The organism is Streptomyces sp. NBC_01077, assembly GCF_045162855.1.
GTDB lineage: Bacteria > Actinomycetota > Actinomycetes > Streptomycetales > Streptomycetaceae > Streptomyces.
Genome location: NZ_CP108669.1, coordinates 5,522,299 through 5,539,781 on the forward strand (window position 1 = coordinate 5,522,299; position 17,483 = coordinate 5,539,781).

Sequence of the window (17,483 nt, forward strand, 5' to 3'; positions counted from 1 at the left end):
TCCTCGGGCCGCCGAACGTCAGCCGATGCGGCCGACGTGGATGACCACGACCACGACCGTGACGGTGGTCTCGGTGATCTCGTACAGCACCCGGTAACGGCCCACGTGCATGCGGCGCAGGTCGGGCGAGCCGTATTCGGCGCTGCCTTCCGGCCGGGGTTGCCCGGCGAGCAGGTCGACCGCGTCCATCAGTTGCCGCAGCCCGTCCGGATCGTCCTTGAGGAAGCGCGTGGCCGCGTCGATCGCGGCCTCGTCCCAGACGATCTCGTACGTCACCCGCGCTCCAGTCCGAGTCGGGCGCGGACGTCGTCATGCGGCACACCGCCGGTCTTCCCCGTGCTCTGACGCTCTCGGTACAGCGCCAGCGCCAGGGCGTCCTCCAGGTCGGCGAGTTCCTGGGGATTGATGAGTACGGCCGCCGGCTGGCCGTGATCGGTGATCGTGATGCGTTCACGGGCATGGGACGCGCGGCGCACCAGCGACCCGAACCGGGCCCGCGCTTCGGTGATCGGCAGAGTCTCACTCATGTGCAGAACTGTACACTTCACGCGTGTCTCCGGTGAGTGATTCCGCGCGCCCCGGCCCCAGACGCGCCCCAGCGTCCGGGGCGGGACGGGGCGCGGTACCTTCGGGCCCCGGTGCCACCATCCCGGCCCGGCACCATCACCGCCCCGCAGAGTGGAGTCAGACGTGAGCGTCAGCGTCCGGACGACGACCGACGGAACCGATCCCTTCGGCACCGCACGGCTGCGGCGGGGTGTGCTCGACGCCTGGGGCGCCTCCCCGGCCCGGTTCCGGGAGGACGCCAACGCCGAGGAGGACCTCGCCCTCGGCGGCTACCGCGACCGCCTCGTCGTCGAACTCGCCCAGAACGCCGCCGACGCCGCCCACCGCGCCGGCGTCACCGGCCGCCTCCGCCTCACCCTGCACCCGGCGGACGACGAGAGCCCCGCGATCCTCGCCGCCGCCAACACCGGCGCCCCGCTGGACGCCACCGGTGCCGAGTCGCTGTCCACCCTCCGGGCCTCGGCCAAGCGCGAGCAGACCCAGGGCGCCGTCGGCCGGTTCGGCGTCGGTTTCGCCGCCGTTCTCGCCGTCACCGACGAGCCCGCCGTCCTCGGCCGTCACGGCGGTGTCCGCTGGTCCCTCGCGGAGGCCCGCGAACTCGCCGCCGAGTCCGCCAAGTACAGCCCGGGCCTCGGCGACGAACTCCGCCGCCGCGACGGCCACGTACCCCTCCTGCGGCTTCCGCTGCCCGCCGAGGGCACCGCCCCCGACGGCTACGACACCGTCGTCGTCCTCCCGCTCCGCGACACCGCCGCCCGCGACCTGGCCGAGCGGCTCCTCGCCTCCGTCGACGACGCGCTCCTCCTCACCCTTCCGGGGCTGGCGGAGATCGTCGTGGAGACCTCCGAAGGGGTACGGACCCTCCGCCGCTCCGAGGACGACGGGTACGTGGTCATCGACGACACGGCCACCGGCACCCACCGCTGGCGGACCGTCTCCCACGGCGGCCCCCTCGACGCCGAACTCCTCAAGGACCGCCCGGTCGAGGAGCGCCTGCGCCCGCACTGGTCGGTCACCTGGGCCGTACCCGTGGACTCCGAGGGAGCCCCGCGCTACCCGCGTACGACCCCGGTCGTGCACGCCCCCACCCCCACCGACGAGCCCCTCGGCATTCCCGCCCTGCTCATCGCCTCCCTGCCCCTCGACACCGCACGGCGCCACCCCGCGCCCGGCCGGCTCACCGACTTCCTGGTGCAGCGCGCAGCCGACGCGTACGCCGAACTCCTCGCCGACTGGCAGCCGGTGACGACCGCCACGCTCGACCTCGTCCCCGGCCCGCTCGGCAAGGGCCCCCTCGACGGGGCACTGCGCGAGGCGATCCTGGACCGGCTGCCGAGGGTCGCGTTCCTGGCACCGGCCGCCCCGACCGAGGAACTCCCGGCGCTCCGCCCGATCGAGGCGGAGGTGGCGGAAGGCGCGGGCGCGGAGACGGTCGACGTCCTCGCCGAGGTCTTCCCGACCCTCCTCCCGGCCGGGCTGGAGCGGCGCCCCGAACTGCGCACCCTCGGGGTGGGCCGCGTACCCCTCACCGAGGCGATCGACCGCCTCGCCGGGGTGGACCGCGCCCCGACGTGGTGGTGGCGCCTGTACGACTCCTTCGCGGGCGTCGATCCGGACCGCCTGACGGGCCTCCCGGTCCCCCTGGCGGAAACCGCCGAGGGAGCCCGCATCCGCACGGCGATCGGCCCCCGCCAGGTCCTCCTGCCGCAGGACAGGACCCCGGCCGAGCTGACCCGCCTCGGCCTGAAGGTCGCCCACCCCGATGCCGCCCACCCGCTCCTGGAGAAGCTGGGCGCCCTCCCGGCGACGCCCCGCGCGGTCCTGACGACCCCGCAGGTGCGGGCGGCGGTCGCGGCCTCCCTCGACGCGGGCGAGATCTGGGACGAGGACGCGGACGCCCTGGACGCGGACGAACTCGTCGAGACCGTCCTCCGTCTGGTCCGGGACGCGGAACTCGACCCGGGCGAGGAGCCCTGGCTGGGCGCGCTCGCCCTCCCCGACGAGGACGGCGAACTCTCCCCGGCGGGCGAACTGGTGATGCCGGGCTCGGCGTTCGCCGCCGTCATGCGCGAGGACGAACTGGCCTACGTCGACGGCGAACTGGCCGCCCGCTGGGGCGAACAGCCGCTGGCCGCCTGCGGAGTTCTCACCACCTTCGCCCTGGTGCGGGCGACCGACCTGCTCCTCGACCCGGACGAGGTCGAACCCCGCGAGGGCGACTACCCGGAGCCGGACGACGCGGGACTCCTGGACGCGGTCGACGTGTGGTGCGAGGACGTCCTGGACCGGCTGCCGGAGTCGCCGGTGCCGCCGGTGGCGACGGAGATCGTGGCCGTACGGGACCTGGACCTGGTCGACGACGACGCCTGGCCGCAGGCCCTCGCGCTGCTGGCGCAGCCACCCCTCCGGGACGCCCTGACGCAGCCCGTACGGGTCCTCCTCCCGGACGGCACGACGGAGACGGTCCGCTCGTACACGGCGTGGTGGCTCCGCGACCACCCGGTCCTGGACGGCCGCCGCCCGGCGGGCCTGCGCGCGGCGGGCACGGACCCCCTCCTGATCGGCCTGTACGACCCCGCCGACGCGACCGGCTTCGAGGACGAGCAGGTCCTGAGGGCGCTGGGCGTCCGCACGTCGGTAGCGGCCCTCCTGGACGAACCGGGCGGGGCGGCGGAACTCCTGAACCGCCTGTCCGACCCCTCCCGAGAGGTCACGGACGCCCAACTCCACGCCCTGTACACGGCGCTGGCGGACCTGGACCCGGAACAGGTGACGCTGCCCGACGAGTTGCGCGCGGTGGTGGACGGCGAGGTGGTCGTCGTCGACGCGTCGGAGGCGATGGTGGCGGACGCGCCGGACCTGCTGCCGCTGGCGGGAGGGCTGCCCCTCCTCCCGGTGTCACCGTCGCGGGCGGCGGACCTGGCGGACCTGTTCCAGGTCAGGCGCCTGAGCGAGGCGGTGGAGGCGGAGGTGGTGACGACGGGCGAGGAGCACGAGGTCCCGGACTCGGTACGGACCCTCCTGGGCCCGACGACCCCCACCACGTACATCGAACACGAGGAACTCAGGGCGGCGGACACGGAACTCGACTGGCGACGCACCCCGGACGGGGTGGTCCACGCCTCCACCCTGGAAGGCGTAGCGGCAGGCCTGGCCTGGGCAGCCGGCCAATGGCCCCGCCGCTTCGAGGTGGCAGCCCTCCTGGAGGACCCGTCGAGGACAGCAGAACTGGCGAGGGACCGCTGGTTCGACTGAGGGGCGGCGGACGGGGATGCCGACGGCCGCCCGTGAGACTCCCGCACCTACGCGCGGGAACCAGGGACGGCCGTCCCGTCAGCGGCTCCCACCGCGTCCTGACGCAACTTGTTGTGGTCGAGACCAAGGCTCAGCTGACTTCCCAACTCCCGGAAGCCGAGGGCGCTCGCGACTCTGCGGGATGCCACGGGCCGAGCCCGCCACTGTGGCATGAGGCCGGCCGCGAGAGCATGCGCCACCGCTGCGGAAGCCACCTGCCGGGCCAGTCCGCGACCTCGGTGACGCGGGGCGGTCAGCACGCTGACGTGTGCGGTGGACTCCGGCCACGTCCGGTATCCGGCCGCAGCGATCACGTCCGTTCCGTCCCGAACGACGAACGCGGGGGAGGTGATCTCCTCCAAGCCGCTCTCGTCCCGGTCCTCCGGCCCCGCTGACCCCACCAGCCCGCGGAGGTCCTGATGGCCAGGGTCCAGGTGCTCGATCGCCCCAACAGCCGCCGACGGCCGGAAGTCGTCCGAGGACACGTACCCCAAGGCTGCGGGTCCGAGCACCTCGGTCACGGGCAGAACCGCCCGGACCACATCGCCCCTGGTGAGCGAGTCGGCCGGCACACTGGCCAGCGAACGGCTCACCGCTCGCGCGGCCACCTCCGTCGGCGCGGTGACGATCGCCGCATCACCCAACACGACGATGCCGGTCCAGGAAGGCGGACACAGCTGCGACCCGGGCGAAACGACCACGGTCACACCGCCGGACGGGGCGAACGACACGGGCACACCGGCCAGGGCCTCCCACAGGCCACGGGCCCGAACCAGCAACGGATCAACGCTCATGCGCCGATCCTGCCATCGCAAGATCGCAAGATCGCAAGATCGCCGGACGCTGGGGAGAAGGACGTCCGTCGCCAGGCTGATCAGCCCAGCCGAGAGATGCTCTGCCCGCCCGTGGAGACGGAGATCCGGAAGCGGTCCAGGGCCGGTGATCCGTCCTTGAATCGGGCCTGCCTCCCGACAACTCACCGGAGGCAGGCCGCACGGCCGGCCGCCGCACCGGCTCTAGGCGAGCCAGAGCCCGCTGCGCCGGTGACGGGCGGGTGGGATGTCGACGGCCTCGGCGGTATCGGGGTCGATGACGCCGTCGGGGGAGTTGACCATTCGCAGGAGCATCCCGGTCCGCCGGCGGAGCCGCTGCCGGGCCCGGCGCTCCTCCGCGGCGGCCTCACGCGCGACGCTCCCGTCCCCCTGGTGCCGGGGAAACGCGTACACCTCCACCGCGCGCCGAACCGGGCGAGGCCGGGGCCGCCGGCCCTCTCGTACGGCCTCGGAGACGTCCCGGGCGCTGTACCGGAGGTCATGGAGGGCCACGGCATGCCAAGGCTGCCCCTTGAGCATGTCGGCGCGGAAGCTTCTTCGTCCGCGGGAAGGGTGATGGGCGGTGCGTGTCACGGCAACTCCATGGGCAGCGACAGCGACCACCAGAAATCCTGGCGGGCTACCTGAAGCCCCGGGGCCCTCTCGCACGCGCGTTCCACACACCGGCACGGCATCCGAGGTTCGGGGTGCGGGGGTGTTGAATGCGGCTGCTCCAGGCGGCAGCTGATCCTGTGCGCAACGGCGCCGTGTTGATGCCCTGTTGATGAGCCGTTGGTGCGCGTGAATACCGTGATCACGAGGCGTTCGGAGACCGCTCCGGGCGCACGATGGCATTGACTCAACAGGGGGCACCTTCCGTATGTCCAAGACCTTCGCCACACGCGCCGCCGTGGCCGCCGGCAGCCTCGCCCTGGCCGCCACCGGAGTCCTCACGGGCGCGGGCGCGGCCTCCGCCGGCAGCAGCGGGCAGCAGATCTCCTACACGGACCACTACTCGCGTGGTTACCGGCATTCGATCGAGATCTACGGCTTCAACCAGAACGGCGAGGAGAGCCTCGGCTGCTTCAACATCAACTCGGGCGGCACCACCAACATCTCCGGCTGGTGGTGGCGGGGCGACGTCACGATCAAGGCGTACAACAGCTACAACTGCCAGAACGGCTACCAGTGGGGGGAGCACTTCTCCGTCCCGTACTCCCAGAGCGGCGACTGGCACCCCATCACCGGTTACTGAGGCAGGTGCGGCCTGACCACGGGGGACGTGGGTCAAGCCTGATCTGCGGGTAGGGAAGCGCGAACTCGCACCATACGGTCCTGCCGGGACCGCGCCGGTCCACCCCAGCTCGTCACAGAGCGCCGCCACGAGAAGCAACCCGCGCCCGCCCTCTGCCCTCGACCTGAGGACAGAGGGCGGGCTTCGGCATTCCTCCGGCCCCGCGGGTCAGTTCGGCCAGGTGATGGTCCGGGTGTCCGGGGTGACGGTGATTCGGAAGCGGTCGAGGTCGGGTGCACCGTCCCGTCGCCAGCGGTCCACGTGGTCCTCGATCCCGTCCCACAGGCGGTCCGGTCCGCCCTGGCGGACGATCCAGCGGCCGCCGTCGCGGTGCAGGACGACCCACGACCCGGCACCGACGTCGAGGATCACGTCGTCCGGCTCGCCGCCATCGCTGGAGATCCGGACGCGCTGAGCGCGAGGCGCGGCGAGCTGGGCGACGAACCGGGCGGTCCAGTCGTCCAGGGCGTCGGGGCCGAGGGCGGTTTCGCGTTCGTCACCGCTGGCGAGGTCGGGGAGCACCCCCAGGGGCGGCGGAAGGTGGGGGCGGGCCAGCATGAAGGAGACCTGACCGCCGAGAAGCCGGCCGTGGGCGGCGCCGTCGTCGTCGACGGTGAGCCGGGCGAGTTCGGAGGAGTACATCCATCCGCACACCGTGGCGAGGATCTGACCGCCGGGCCTGGTCTGCGCGAGCCAAGCCGGTGGGACGTCCAGGATTCCGCAGGTGGTCACGATGCGGTCGTACGGGCCGCCCTCCGGGACCCCGGCGAGACCGTCCCCGACGATCAGGTGGGGCACGTGCCCGGTGGTGCCGAGGGCGATCCGGGCCCGGGTGGACACCTCCTCGTCGACCTCGACCGAGGTGACGAGGTCGTCGCCGAGGCGGTGGCACAGGAGAGCGGTCGAGTAGCCCGCGCCTGTGCCGATTTCCAGGACTCGCATCCCGTCGTCCACGCGGAGCTCTTCGAGCATCCGGACGACCAGGCCGGGCATGGTGCTGGAGCTGGTCGGGGCCCGGAGGATCCGGCCCTGGATGTCGCCGGGGGCGATGGCTCCGGCGATCTGGGTCACTAGCGAGTCGTCGGCGTACGCGGCCGGGAGCCAAGCGGGGTCCTCGGGCATCACCGGCTCCCAGCCGGTGGGACCGCCGCCGTCCACCCGCCGGAAGTAGCCACCGCGAAGGAACTCGTGGCGGGGTGTGTCGAGCACGGCCTGGCGCCACTGGGGTGAGCGGAGGTGGCCGTCGACGGCGAGCCGGTCGGCCAGGTCCTGGCGAAGGGTCTTGTCGTCGCTCACGCGGTCTTCCGTTCCAGGAGGTCGCCCATGGCCGCGACCATGGGCAGCCCGGTTTCCGGCTCCATCCAGGCCCATTGCCCGGACGGGTTGCATTCGAGGAACCACCATCCCTCCGTACCGTCCACAGCGAAGTCGAAAGCACCGAAGACCAGCCCGAAGTGGTCCAGGTACCGGTGAAGGGCATCGACGATTCCGGGCGGCGGCTCTACCACGGTGTACGTGATCCGGTCGTAGTCCGTACGCCAGTCCAACAGCCCTGAGTCGATCCGTACGCTGAACACCTGCTGCCCGATGACGGTCACACGGACGTCGGCGACCTTGTCGACGCGGTGCTGGAATAGGTGCGCGGTGCCGGCCACCCGTTCGTCGATCTCGCCCACGGTGACCTCGCCGACCTCGACCGTGCAGGACACACCGCCGATCTGGTAGAGGGGCGTGGACAGCGGTTTGTAGGTGACCGGTCCGTGGGCCTGGATGAACGTGCGGGCGGTGTCGGGCTCCGAGGTGACGAGGGTCGGCGGGATCCGGAAGCCGCACTGAGCCGCGGCAGCGAGACCGGAGGGCTTGAACTCCGCGTCCCCGATGCGGTGGGGGTGATTGACGTACAGACAACCGGGGAGCGAGGCGAGGACGCCCCCGAGACCGTAGCGGGCCTGGGTGACGGCGAAACGGGCATCCTGCTCGTCGAGGTGGGCGAAGGTGAAGCCTGACGGGCGCCGGTAGTACAGCGACCGGACGTGGGAGAGGTCGGCGGTCCGAGTGAGGGTGGACAGCGTTCCTTCGATGCCGTGAGGCGTGAGAGTGGCCGCGAACGACAAGGTGGCCGGGAAGTCCCCGGAGTCGAGCCGCACGACCGGGACGCCCCGGTCGTGCAGCTCGCCGATCACCAGGTCGGCCGTGGGGTCGTCGATCATGGTGACGACCAGTACCGGGCGGACTGCGCTCACTGATCGGAGTCGTTCCCGGTGTCGCTGTCCCCGCCACCGGAGCCACCGCCGCTGGACCCGTCGGACGGGTTGCCGGTGTTGGTCCCCGGGTTGGTGCCGGTACTGGTTCCGTGCTTCGCCATCTCCATGACCTGGCCCGCCAGGTCGAAGTAGCGGGCGGTCTGGGTGTCCGGGTCGAGCTCGGCCCTCGACCAGGACGGCGCCATGGCCGGGTACGGGTCATGCGCTGAACGCCCCAGGGCGCGGCGGTGGCGTGTCCCATGGGCAGGGGAGTCCCGGTCGGAAGCCGGTCCATGTGGTGGAACAAGGGGTCCTCCAAGGTGGTTGGGTCAGTGCTCGACTGGCAGCAGCGCGGCCTGGATGTTGTCGGCCGAGGTCGTCCACTCGATGCCGCTCGTGGGCCGGATGTGCGCGACGCGGACCACTCGGCCGCCGTTGTGCAGCTCATGAGTCACGGCCGTCAGCTCTCCTTCGCCCTTGCTGGCGATGTCGCGGACTCGCGTGTGGAGCAAGGGATGTTGCTCGTACCCGTCGCGACCGACCGCGTTCACGTCTTCGCCTCGCGCAGCTGCTCCTCGACCTCGGCCCGCCGCATGAACTTCACCCAGCCGGCAGCCGCACGCATGCGGAGCGCCCGGCTCGGCGCACCGGGCGCCGGTTCGGGGGCGGTGTACGTCCGCCCGCTGGAACCCGGTGTACGGCGGGGTAGTTCGGGGGTGGTCATTCGGTCGCTCCTCTCGTAGGGCCTTCGGACGTCAACATCCGTGACCCGTACGGGTGCTGGTCGTTTCCGCGTCATGAACGTACGGTCGGCGCGGAAGCGATAGGACTGACCGGCAGTACGTGTTGAGGGACGGAGCACTCTCGGGAGCTGACATGGTGAAGCCGCCCGTACGGGGACGTGCGGTTGCTGGAGCCGTCGCGGGGTTCGTGCTGCGTGTGGCGAGGGAGAGCGTTCCGCGCACGCAGGTATCCATGGCGGAGGCACTGGGGGTGGATCTGGGCACCATGCAGGGCTGGGAGTCGGGCCGTAGGCCGCTCGCGAACATGAAGGCCGGAGGACTGCTGAATCTGCGTCGTCGGCTGGGCGCGCTGGGCGCGGATCCCGGGGTGGTGGGGCTGTTGGATGCGGCGATGGACGCGGACCAGATCATCGGCGCCGCGCTGGAGCCTCCGGATGACATCGGGTTGCACCCACTCGCATCCTGGGTGCATACCCGGGATACCGCCCACATGCTGGCCTGGGCACTGACCGGAGTGGCACCCCCGGCGCTGGCCGGACGCATTCCGGCTCCCCGGAGAGGACCTGTTGCGACTGCCCCGTTGCTGGGAGCGGCTGACCAGGCGCTGTTCTTCGACCACCTGCGGCGGACTGCCGAGGTCGCGCGGAGGCCTGGGGGCGGCATGCTGTTGCACCGCCAGGCCCTCTACCTAGCCTCGTATGACCGGGGGCCGGAAGCCGTCGCGTGGACGGCACACGCCCTGCACGCCCGGCGGGGAGTTGTCGCACGCCGGGGATGGTCGGAACACTGGGCTGAAGCGCGATCGACTGCAACGGCGCTGGCGCGGTTGGGAGATCCACAACCACTCCTGGACTTCATCGAGCGTTCCCTCGCCGGTGACGACACGGCTGAGGCCGCGAACCTCAACTACTGGGCGTACTGGCTGGGTGGCGTACGACTTCCTCAGTCCGATGACCGGTTCATGCAGGACCGAGAACTGACTGGCTGGGACCCTGTCACGCTCTTACGCGGACTTACGCACGGGATGCACCACGCCCCGGGATACGTCGATCTGTACGCACACACTCTGTGGTCCTTGCTGACCGCCCACCCGTGGCTGCCCCAGGCGTCACCGCGGCTGGCACGCGACCTGTTGCAGCGCACTAGCCGGCTGTTGGACGAGGGTGTCGCTTCCGAAAGAGCTCGTCACGAACTTGGCACTGTGCATTACGTTTTGCGTGATCGCACCTGAGAACCGGAGGTCACCACATGGCAGACGAGACGGCGAACGCCCAGGGCACGGCCGGGTTCATCTTCGAGATGGGCGTGCTCAAGAACGCCAAGCGGACCGGATGGTGGTTCACCGGTAACAACAACCCTGAGTCGATCGCCGAGCACTCGTTCCGCGTGGGAATCGTCGGTGCCGTCCTGGCCATGATGGAGGGGGTTGACCCCGCCAAGGTCGCCTTGATGTGCCTGTTCCACGACACGCAGGAAACCCGGATCGGGGACATTCCGCACATCGGCCGGCGCTACATCGACGCTGCTACGAACCAGACGGTCACCGCGGATCAGGTGTCCGCCGCGCACCCGGCGGTGAAAGCTGGGGTCCAGCGCGTCGTGGAGGAGTACGAGGCCAACGACACGCCCGAGGCGATCGTGGCCAAGGATGCGGACAAGCTGGAGTGCCTCGTGCAGGCCGTGGAGTACCGGGCCCAGGGCAACACGCTGGTTCAGGACTGGATCGACACCTCCCTGAACAGCCTCAAGACGGCGTCCGCGCAGGCTCTCGCCGAGGCCGCGCTCACCATGTCACCGCTGGAATGGCGGAAGACCTTCCTGAGCTGACTCGCGTCCCGAGCGGGGTTCTGGGGTGATCCGGCTTTGGGGGTGCGGGTGCGGCCGCCCTCTTTCCGAGTGTGGCGTCCTCCACCACCGCGTCAAGGGCGCTCCTTCTTCGCGTCGGCTTCGCCGATTTCGCTGCGCTCCACCCTTGACCCGGCGGCGGAGGCCGCCTTTTCACACTCGGAGGGCGGCCGGGGGCGTGGCCTACGCGGACTGTCCGGGCAGTGGCCGCCCGCCGCTTGCGGCTGTCGGCCGGTGGGTGGGGGCTTGGTTTGTGGCGGGGGTGGGTGGGTGCAGTTCGGTGGGTTGGGGGTGCGCGGTTGTTGAATGGGGCAGCCGGGCTCGGCTTAGCGGGTTGCGGTGGTGGGTTGGTCGGGCTTCAGGCCCCGCTGGTCTGTGTTGGTGGGTGGTCGGTGGTGCTGGCGGAGGTTTCCTGCAGTAACTCGGGGCGGGGAGGGTGATTCACCCCTTTTAAGGGGGTGTTCGTAGCCTGCTTCTCGGAGAAATGCAGGGTTATCCACGCCCTCCACCCGCCGGGAGTGACAAGCGGGGCCTGAAGCCCCACCCCGAACAACCTTCGGCCGCTAAGCGCAGCCCAGTTGCCCCATTCAACAACCGCGCACCCCGAACCCGCCGACGGGGACCCACCCACCCCTGCCGCGAACCAAGCCCCCACCCACCGGCCGGCCAGGCGCTCTCCCGTCCCGGATACTGCCCGGGCCCCGGCGTGGACTCCGCCCCCCGGACCGCCCTCCGAGAGTGTTTTCGCTCCTGGAGGCGGTGGGTCAAGGGTGGCCGAAGGCCATCGCGCAGCGACGCGACGAAGGAGCGCCCTTGACGCACCGCCGGAAGGAGCGACTCTCGGAAAGAGGGCGGTCCCACCAGAAGCCCGCGCACCCGGCCCACCCCCTCGCCCGTCTGCCGCCGGACCCGCGCCGGACCCGCGCCGGACCCGCGCCGGACCCGCGCCGGACCCGCCGTAGACTCCGGTCGATTCTCATTCGATCCGGCCAGGGGGGCCGGATCTTGTCCTTTGGGGGGACCTCTTGCGCTTGCGCGCGCTCACCCGTACCGGCTTCGCCGTCGCCCTCGTCGGTGCGGCTTTCGCCACCACCGCCGTCGTTCCGGCCGCTCAGGCCGCCACCGGCAATCTGCGGATCGCCAAGGTCGTCGTCAACGGCGGCAAGGACATCGTCCTGACCACCGCCGCGAAGAAGGTGACCGTCACGGCCACCCTCTCCGAGGACTCCGCCCTCACCGAAGTCTGGCTCGACCTGGAGAACCGGGTCGGCGACCAGGTGAGTTTCTACGCCTCTCGACGCGCCACCTGCACCGGTTCCGGCACCGTCAAGACCTGCACCACCGCCCTCACCCTCGACCCGCGCTCCGACCTGATCCACAACGCGCTCGCCGGGCCCAACAACTGGAAGGTCTGGGTCCAGGCCGACTCCCGGGACGGCGACTTCGCGAGCGGCTCCTACCCCTCCGTGGGCGTGCGCCGGGCCACCGCGCTCAGCGGTGACGCCGGCCCCGAGCCCGTCCGCAAGGGTGTGACGCTCACCGTCACCGGCCGGCTCACGGCGGCGAACTGGAACTCCAATTCCTGGACCGGGCTGTCCGGCAAGGCTGTGGAGCTGCAGTACTGCAAGGCCTCTTGCAGCGCGTACACCACGGTGAAGACGGTGACCTCGAACTCGACCGGCAACCTCCGCACCACCGTCAAGGCCGCCGCCGACGGTTACTGGCGCTGGCGGTACGTGGCCCCGCACTGGGCCGCGTCCTCGCTCTCCGCCGCTGACTACGTCGACGTGCGGTAGCCGCTACGCCGGGAACCTCCTGCTCACCCACCGCCACGTGACCTCGAGCAGTAGTCCGCCCGCCGCCGCGATGAGGACCGCCGCCCACGGCATCGTCGTGCCCACCAGCTTCAGGGCGAAGAAGTCCTGGAGCCAGGGCACGACGAGGACCAGGAGGAAGGCGCCTCCCATCGTGGCGACGAGGGTGAGGCGCCACCAGGTGTACGGGCGGGCGATGATCGCCAGGACCCACATGGAGACCAGGAAGAGGGTCAGGGTGGCGGCGCTCGTCTCGGCCTCCAGGGCGCCTTCGCCGCTGTAGTGGTGGCGGGCCAGGAGGTACGTCGTGAAGGTGGCCGCCGCCGCGATGACGCCGCCGGGGATCGCGTACCGCATCACCCGCCGTACGAAGTTCGGCTTCGCGCGTTCCTTGTTGGGGGCGAGGGCGAGGAAGAAGGCCGGGATTCCGATCGTCAGGGTGGACAGCAGGGTCAGGTGGCGGGGGAGGAAGGGGTACTCGACCTGCGAGCAGACCACCAGAACTGCCAGGAGGACCGAGTAGACCGTCTTCGTGAGGAAGAGCGTTGCCACTCGCGTGATGTTGCCGATGACCCGGCGGCCCTCCGCCACCACGGACGGGAGCGTCGCGAAGCTGTTGTTCAGCAGGACGATCTGGGCGACCGCCCTCGTCGCCTCCGAGCCCGAGCCCATCGAGACGCCGATGTCGGCGTCCTTGAGGGCCAGCACGTCGTTCACGCCGTCGCCCGTCATCGCGACGGTGTGCCCGTGGGACTGGAGCGCCGCGACCATGTCCCGCTTCTGCTGCGGCGTGACCCGGCCGAAGACGGCGTTCTCGTCGAGGACCTTCGCCATCTCCTCCCGGTCGGTGGGCAGGTGGCGCGCGTCGACGGTGTGCTCGGCGCCGGGCATGGCGAGCTTTCCGGCGACAGCGCCGACCGAGACCGCGTTGTCGCCGGAGATGACCTTCGTGGCGACGTTCTGGTCGGCGAAGTAGGCGAGCGTGTCGGCGGCGTCCGGACGCAGTCGCTGTTCCAGGACGACCAGGGCCGTCGGGCGGGCGTCGGTCGCGACCTCCGGGGAGTCGAGCTCGTGTGCCGTACGGGCGAGGAGCAGGACCCGTAGTCCCTGTTCGTTGAGGTGGTCGATCTCGGCGAGGACGGGGTCCCCGGCCTTGAGGAGGACGTCGGGGGCGCCGAGCAGCCAGGTCGAGTTCTCGCCGTCGCCCTCGCTGAAGGCGGCCCCGCTGTACTTGCGGGCCGAGGAGAACGGCAGCGCTTCCGTGCAGCGCCACTCCACCGTGTCCGGGTAGGCGTCGATGATGGCCTGCAGGGAGGCGTTGGGGCGCGGGTCCGATTCTCCGAGGGCGCCGAGGACCTTCCGTACGTACGTCTCGTCGCCGCCGTTGAGGGGACGGAGCTCGGTGACGTCCATGCCGCCCTCGGTGAGCGTGCCCGTCTTGTCCAGGCACACGACGTCGACGCGGGCGAGGCCTTCGATCGCGGGCAGCTCCTGGACGAGGCACTGCTTGCGGCCGAGTCGTACGACTCCGATCGCGAACGCGACCGAGGTGAGCAGGACGAGCCCCTCGGGGATCATCGGGACGATGCCGCCGACCGTACGGGCGACCGCGTCCTTGAAGTTGTTGTCCTTGACGACGAGCTGGCTGATGACGAGCCCGATCGCGGTCGGGATCATCATCCACGTCACGTACTTGAGGATCGTGGAGATGCCCGTCCGCAGTTCGGAGTGGACGAGCGTGAAGCGGGAGGCCTCCTCGGCGAGCTGCGCCGCGTAGGCCTCGCGGCCGACTTTGGTGGCGGTGAACGCGCCGCCGCCGGCGACCACGAACGAGCCCGACATCATCCGGTCGCCGGGCTTCTTGACCACCGGGTCGGCCTCGCCCGTGAGCAGCGACTCGTCGATCTCCAGGCTGTCGGCCTCGGCGACCTCGCCGTCGACGACGACCTTGTCACCGGGGCCGAGCTCGATGAGGTCGCCGAGGACGATCTCGGAGGTGGAGAGTTCGGCGGCCAAGCCGTCGCGCCGCACGGTCGGTTTCGCCTCGCCGATGACGGCGAGTCCGTCGAGCGTCTTCTTGGCGCGCAGTTCCTGGATGATGCCGATGCCGGTGTTGGCGATGATCACGAAGCCGAAGAGGCTGTCCTGGATCGGCGCGACGATGAGCATGATCGCCCACAGCACGCCGATGATCGCGTTGAAGCGGGTGAAGACGTTGGCGCGGACGATGTCCGTGGTCGAGCGGGAGCTCCGTACGGGGACGTCGTTGACCTCGCCGCGCGCGACGCGTTCGGCGACCTCGGCGGAGGTGAGTCCGGCGGGACGGTGGACAACGGGCGGCCCCACCGCCTCGGCTCTGCTGCCGTCCGTGTCGATCTTCGCCCGCTGAGTCATGTTTTCGACGGTACGACCGGAATCGACCGTTCACCTGCCGAGCAGGGCGAAGATCCGACCGGGGGAGGAGGTGAATCGTCCCCCGGTGCCATGCCGGGTGCTATGCCTCGGGGCCCTGGGTGGACTCCGTCGCCTCGGCAGCGGCCTCCGCCGCCCGTGCGGCCTCGTGCCGCTTGATCGCCGCGTCCCGCTTCCGTACGTACCAGATGCCGATCAGGCCGAGTCCGGCGCCGGCCAGGCAGGTCCACACCCACCAGGTCATGTCCCGGTCGTCGAACCAGCCGTAGAAGGGGACCTGGACGAGGAAGAGGACGAACCACAGGATCGTTCCGCCGGTGATGGTGGCGACGACGGGCCCTTCGAGGGGCTCGGGTGCCTCGTGCTTCGGTGTCCACTTCGCCATGGGGGTCAGTCTAGGTGGCGGGAAAACGTATCTACGCGCGGAGATAGACGCTCGCTCGTTCATGTGTTCATACTGAAACGGTTTGCCTCTGGCGGGTTTCCTTCGTACGAACACACAACGACGTCCACAACGACGTGGCGTGCGTACGAGCGTGCGGACCGCCAACCGGACGTCTTCCCGATGAGGAACCCCATGAGCACCACGGCCACCGCCAAGGCCATGCCCCCCGAGCCTTCCGCTCCCCAGGAGCCGACCTCGGGTCTCGACCGCCACTTCAAGATCTCGGAGCGCGGCTCGACCGTCGCCCGCGAGGTCCGCGGCGGCTTCGCCACCTTCTTCGCGATGGCCTACATCATCGTGCTGAACCCGATCATCCTCGGCAGCGCCAAGGACATGTACGGGCACCAGCTCGACAGCGGCCAGCTCGTCACCGCCACCGTCCTCACGGCCGCGTTCTCGACGCTCCTCATGGGTGTCATCGGCAACGTCCCGATCGCCCTCGCGGCCGGCCTCGGCGTCAACACGGTCGTGGCGCTCCAGCTCGCGCCGAAGATGTCCTGGCCGGACGCCATGGGCATGGTCGTCCTCGCCGGTGTCGTCGTGATGCTGCTCGTCGCGACCGGTCTGCGCGAGCGCGTGATGAACGCGGTCCCGGTCGGCCTGCGCAAGGGCATCGCGATCGGTATCGGCCTCTTCATCATGCTCATCGGCCTCGTCGACTCGGGCTTCGTCTCCCGTATCCCCGACGCCGCGCACACCACCGTCCCGCTCCAGCTGGGCGGCGACGGTCACCTCACCGGCTGGCCGGTCCTGGTCTTCATCCTGGGCACGCTCCTCACCCTCGCCCTGATCATCCGCAAGGTGCCGGGCGCGATCCTCATCTCCATCGTCGTCATGACGATCGTGGCGATGGTGATCAACGCGGTCGCGACCGTCCCGTCCTGGGGTCTGACCACCCCGGAGTGGCCGGGCAACCCGGTCTCCTCGCCCGACTTCGGTCTGGTCGGCGAGGTCAGTCTCTTCGGCGGCTTCGGGAAGGTCGGTCTGCTGACCGGCGTCCTCTTCGTCTTCACCGTGCTGCTGTCCTGCTTCTTCGACGCCATGGGCACGATCCTCGGCGTCGGCGACGAGGCCAAGCTGATCGACAGGGACGGCAACTTCCCCGGTATCAACAAGGTCCTGCTCGTGGACGGCCTGGCCGTCGCCTCCGGCGGCGCGACCTCCTCCTCGGCCACCACCTGCTTCGTGGAGTCCACGGCGGGCGTCGGCGAGGGTGCGCGCACGGGTCTCGCCTCGGTCGTGACCGGCGGTCTGTTCTCGGTGGCGCTGTTCCTCACGCCGCTGGCCACGATGGTGCCGTCCCAGGCGGCCACGCCGGCGCTGCTTGCGGTCGGCTTCCTGATCCTGGCCGGTTCGGTCAAGGACATCGACTGGAGCGACTTCACCATCGCGGTGCCGGCGTTCCTGGCCATGGTGATGATGCCGTTCACGTACTCGATCACGAACGGCATCGGCATCGGCTTCATCGCGTTCAGCGTGCTGCGACTGGCGACCGGCCGGGGCCGTGAGGTCCCGGTGGCCATGTACATCGTTTCGGCGGTCTTCGTCTTCTACTACGCGATGCCGGCGCTCGGCCTCACGTGATCACGAGGGGCGTCGGCCGTCGTGACGGCCGCCGCCCCGGCCGCCGCTCCGCCGGCCGCCCCGGGGAGCGGCTCCGCTCCGTAGAACTTCTCCGTCTCGTCGACGGCGGTCTTGAACCGCTCGTCGAAATCCTCGCGAATGAGCGTCCGGGCCACGTAGTCCTGGACGCTCATTCCTCTTTTCGCGGCGTGACTCCTGAGCCGGTCGAGCAGCTCACCGTCGATGCGCAGGCTGAGCACTGTCGATCCCATGTCGTTCAGGGTCGGGGCTGCCCGGGCCTCTTTGCGTCACTTTCCGGATCCGACTCACTCGTTTGGGTGATACATGGATGCCGAAGCGTGATCTGTGTGCATCCGGTTCACGCATGGGTGCAGCCGTACGGGTGTGATCCACGCGACGTCGGGGCGCTCCCGTTGGTATTTAGACAGAG

At 70.4% G+C, this 17,483-nt stretch carries 18 protein-coding genes; 6 read left to right on the forward strand and 12 right to left on the reverse strand.

All coding sequences use genetic code 11. The annotated features are described in order from the left end of the window. Positions 1–18 precede the first annotated feature (18 nt). The gene (locus OG462_RS25035) at positions 19–276 is read right to left on the reverse strand and encodes a type II toxin-antitoxin system RelE/ParE family toxin (RefSeq protein ID WP_406060890.1); all 258 of its coding nucleotides are present in this window, start codon (positions 274–276) and stop codon (positions 19–21) included. After that, on the reverse strand, positions 273–527 hold the full coding sequence (locus tag OG462_RS25040) for a type II toxin-antitoxin system Phd/YefM family antitoxin (protein WP_406060891.1): 255 nt from the start codon (positions 525–527) through the stop codon (positions 273–275). Before OG462_RS25040 ends, OG462_RS25035 begins: the two co-directional genes overlap by 4 nt. 151 nt (positions 528–678) lie before the next feature. Here OG462_RS25040 and OG462_RS25045 point away from each other — a divergent pair, with 151 nt between their 5' ends. After that, complete coding sequence (locus tag OG462_RS25045) at positions 679–3,822, forward strand: sacsin N-terminal ATP-binding-like domain-containing protein (protein WP_406060893.1); 3,144 nt, start codon at positions 679–681, stop codon at positions 3,820–3,822. Between the two features lie 47 nt (positions 3,823–3,869). Here the strand turns inward: OG462_RS25045 and OG462_RS25050 are convergent, their stop codons facing one another. Beyond that, positions 3,870–4,655, reverse strand: a complete 786-nt coding sequence (locus OG462_RS25050; RefSeq protein ID WP_406060895.1) for a GNAT family N-acetyltransferase — start codon at positions 4,653–4,655, stop codon at positions 3,870–3,872. Between the two features lie 222 nt (positions 4,656–4,877). Further along, a complete protein-coding gene (locus OG462_RS25055) occupies positions 4,878–5,186 on the reverse strand; it encodes a hypothetical protein (protein ID WP_406060897.1) in 309 nt (102 codons plus the stop codon). 367 nt (positions 5,187–5,553) lie between these two features. On the opposite strand from OG462_RS25055, the gene OG462_RS25060 reads away from it, so the two are divergent. Next, positions 5,554–5,928 (forward strand): hypothetical protein, encoded by a 375-nt coding sequence (locus OG462_RS25060; RefSeq protein ID WP_406060898.1) that lies wholly within the window; start codon positions 5,554–5,556, stop codon positions 5,926–5,928. Between the two features lie 207 nt (positions 5,929–6,135). On the opposite strand, the gene tgmC is transcribed toward OG462_RS25060, so the two are convergent. The 5 genes from tgmC to OG462_RS25085 all read right to left on the reverse strand — a co-directional run bounded on the left by tgmC (position 6,136) and on the right by OG462_RS25085 (position 8,934). Next, positions 6,136–7,263 carry an ATP-grasp peptide maturase system methyltransferase gene (tgmC, locus tag OG462_RS25065; RefSeq protein WP_406060900.1) on the reverse strand — a complete coding sequence of 376 codons (1,128 nt, stop codon included), beginning with the start codon at positions 7,261–7,263 and terminating at the stop codon, positions 6,136–6,138. Beyond that, complete coding sequence (tgmB, locus tag OG462_RS25070; RefSeq protein ID WP_406060902.1) at positions 7,260–8,210, reverse strand: ATP-grasp ribosomal peptide maturase; 951 nt, start codon at positions 8,208–8,210, stop codon at positions 7,260–7,262. The genes tgmC and tgmB overlap by 4 nt, the downstream gene beginning before the upstream one ends. After that, the gene (gene tgmA / locus OG462_RS25075; protein ID WP_406060904.1) at positions 8,207–8,416 is read right to left on the reverse strand and encodes a putative ATP-grasp-modified RiPP; all 210 of its coding nucleotides are present in this window, start codon (positions 8,414–8,416) and stop codon (positions 8,207–8,209) included. The genes tgmB and tgmA overlap by 4 nt, the downstream gene beginning before the upstream one ends. 123 nt (positions 8,417–8,539) lie before the next feature. Then, positions 8,540–8,722, reverse strand: coding sequence for a hypothetical protein (locus OG462_RS25080; protein ID WP_406060906.1), 183 nt, complete (start codon positions 8,720–8,722; stop codon positions 8,540–8,542). Between the two features lie 35 nt (positions 8,723–8,757). Then, on the reverse strand, positions 8,758–8,934 hold the full coding sequence (locus tag OG462_RS25085) for a hypothetical protein (protein ID WP_406060907.1): 177 nt from the start codon (positions 8,932–8,934) through the stop codon (positions 8,758–8,760). Positions 8,935–9,185: 251 nt separating this feature from the next. On the opposite strand from OG462_RS25085, the gene OG462_RS25090 reads away from it, so the two are divergent. From OG462_RS25090 to OG462_RS25100, 3 genes are all read left to right on the forward strand, one after another. After that, a complete protein-coding gene (locus OG462_RS25090) occupies positions 9,186–10,184 on the forward strand; it encodes an XRE family transcriptional regulator (protein WP_406060909.1) in 999 nt (332 codons plus the stop codon). A gap of 17 nt (positions 10,185–10,201) precedes the next feature. Beyond that, positions 10,202–10,780, forward strand: coding sequence for an HD family hydrolase (locus OG462_RS25095; RefSeq protein WP_406060910.1), 579 nt, complete (start codon positions 10,202–10,204; stop codon positions 10,778–10,780). Between the two features lie 1,049 nt (positions 10,781–11,829). Then, on the forward strand, positions 11,830–12,594 hold the full coding sequence (locus OG462_RS25100; RefSeq protein WP_406060912.1) for a calcium-binding protein: 765 nt from the start codon (positions 11,830–11,832) through the stop codon (positions 12,592–12,594). Positions 12,595–12,597: 3 nt separating this feature from the next. On the opposite strand, the gene OG462_RS25105 is transcribed toward OG462_RS25100, so the two are convergent. Continuing rightward, entirely contained in the window at positions 12,598–15,006 is a 2,409-nt protein-coding gene (locus OG462_RS25105; protein WP_406060914.1) for a cation-translocating P-type ATPase, read from the reverse strand. Between the two features lie 100 nt (positions 15,007–15,106). After that, entirely contained in the window at positions 15,107–15,409 is a 303-nt protein-coding gene (locus tag OG462_RS25110) for a DUF2530 domain-containing protein (RefSeq protein ID WP_406060916.1), read from the reverse strand. A 192-nt stretch (positions 15,410–15,601) separates the two neighbouring features. On the opposite strand from OG462_RS25110, the gene OG462_RS25115 reads away from it, so the two are divergent. Then, a complete protein-coding gene (locus OG462_RS25115; protein WP_406060918.1) occupies positions 15,602–17,053 on the forward strand; it encodes an NCS2 family permease in 1,452 nt (483 codons plus the stop codon). On the opposite strand, the gene OG462_RS25120 is transcribed toward OG462_RS25115, so the two are convergent. After that, entirely contained in the window at positions 17,023–17,304 is a 282-nt protein-coding gene (locus tag OG462_RS25120) for a hypothetical protein (RefSeq protein WP_406060920.1), read from the reverse strand. The two genes, OG462_RS25115 and OG462_RS25120, sit on opposite strands and share 31 nt — an antisense overlap. Positions 17,305–17,483 lie beyond the last annotated feature (179 nt).

Bases quoted from the DNA above. Each gene is read 5' to 3' on its own strand.
- OG462_RS25040 (WP_406060891.1), bottom strand. From the start codon at position 527: ATGAGTGAGACTCTGCCGATCACCGAAGCGCGGGCCCGGTTCGGGTCG.
- OG462_RS25050 (WP_406060895.1), bottom strand. From the start codon at position 4,655: ATGAGCGTTGATCCGTTGCTGGTTCGGGCCCGTGGCCTGTGGGAGGCC.
- OG462_RS25060 (WP_406060898.1), top strand. From the start codon at position 5,554: ATGTCCAAGACCTTCGCCACACGCGCCGCCGTGGCCGCCGGCAGCCTC.
- tgmA (WP_406060904.1), bottom strand. From the start codon at position 8,416: ATGGCGCCGTCCTGGTCGAGGGCCGAGCTCGACCCGGACACCCAGACC.
- OG462_RS25085 (WP_406060907.1), bottom strand. From the start codon at position 8,934: ATGACCACCCCCGAACTACCCCGCCGTACACCGGGTTCCAGCGGGCGG.
- OG462_RS25090 (WP_406060909.1), top strand. From the start codon at position 9,186: ATGGCGGAGGCACTGGGGGTGGATCTGGGCACCATGCAGGGCTGGGAG.
- OG462_RS25095 (WP_406060910.1), top strand. From the start codon at position 10,202: ATGGCAGACGAGACGGCGAACGCCCAGGGCACGGCCGGGTTCATCTTC.
- OG462_RS25105 (WP_406060914.1), bottom strand. From the start codon at position 15,006: ATGACTCAGCGGGCGAAGATCGACACGGACGGCAGCAGAGCCGAGGCG.
- OG462_RS25110 (WP_406060916.1), bottom strand. From the start codon at position 15,409: ATGGCGAAGTGGACACCGAAGCACGAGGCACCCGAGCCCCTCGAAGGG.
- OG462_RS25115 (WP_406060918.1), top strand. From the start codon at position 15,602: ATGAGCACCACGGCCACCGCCAAGGCCATGCCCCCCGAGCCTTCCGCT.
- OG462_RS25120 (WP_406060920.1), bottom strand. From the start codon at position 17,304: ATGGGATCGACAGTGCTCAGCCTGCGCATCGACGGTGAGCTGCTCGAC.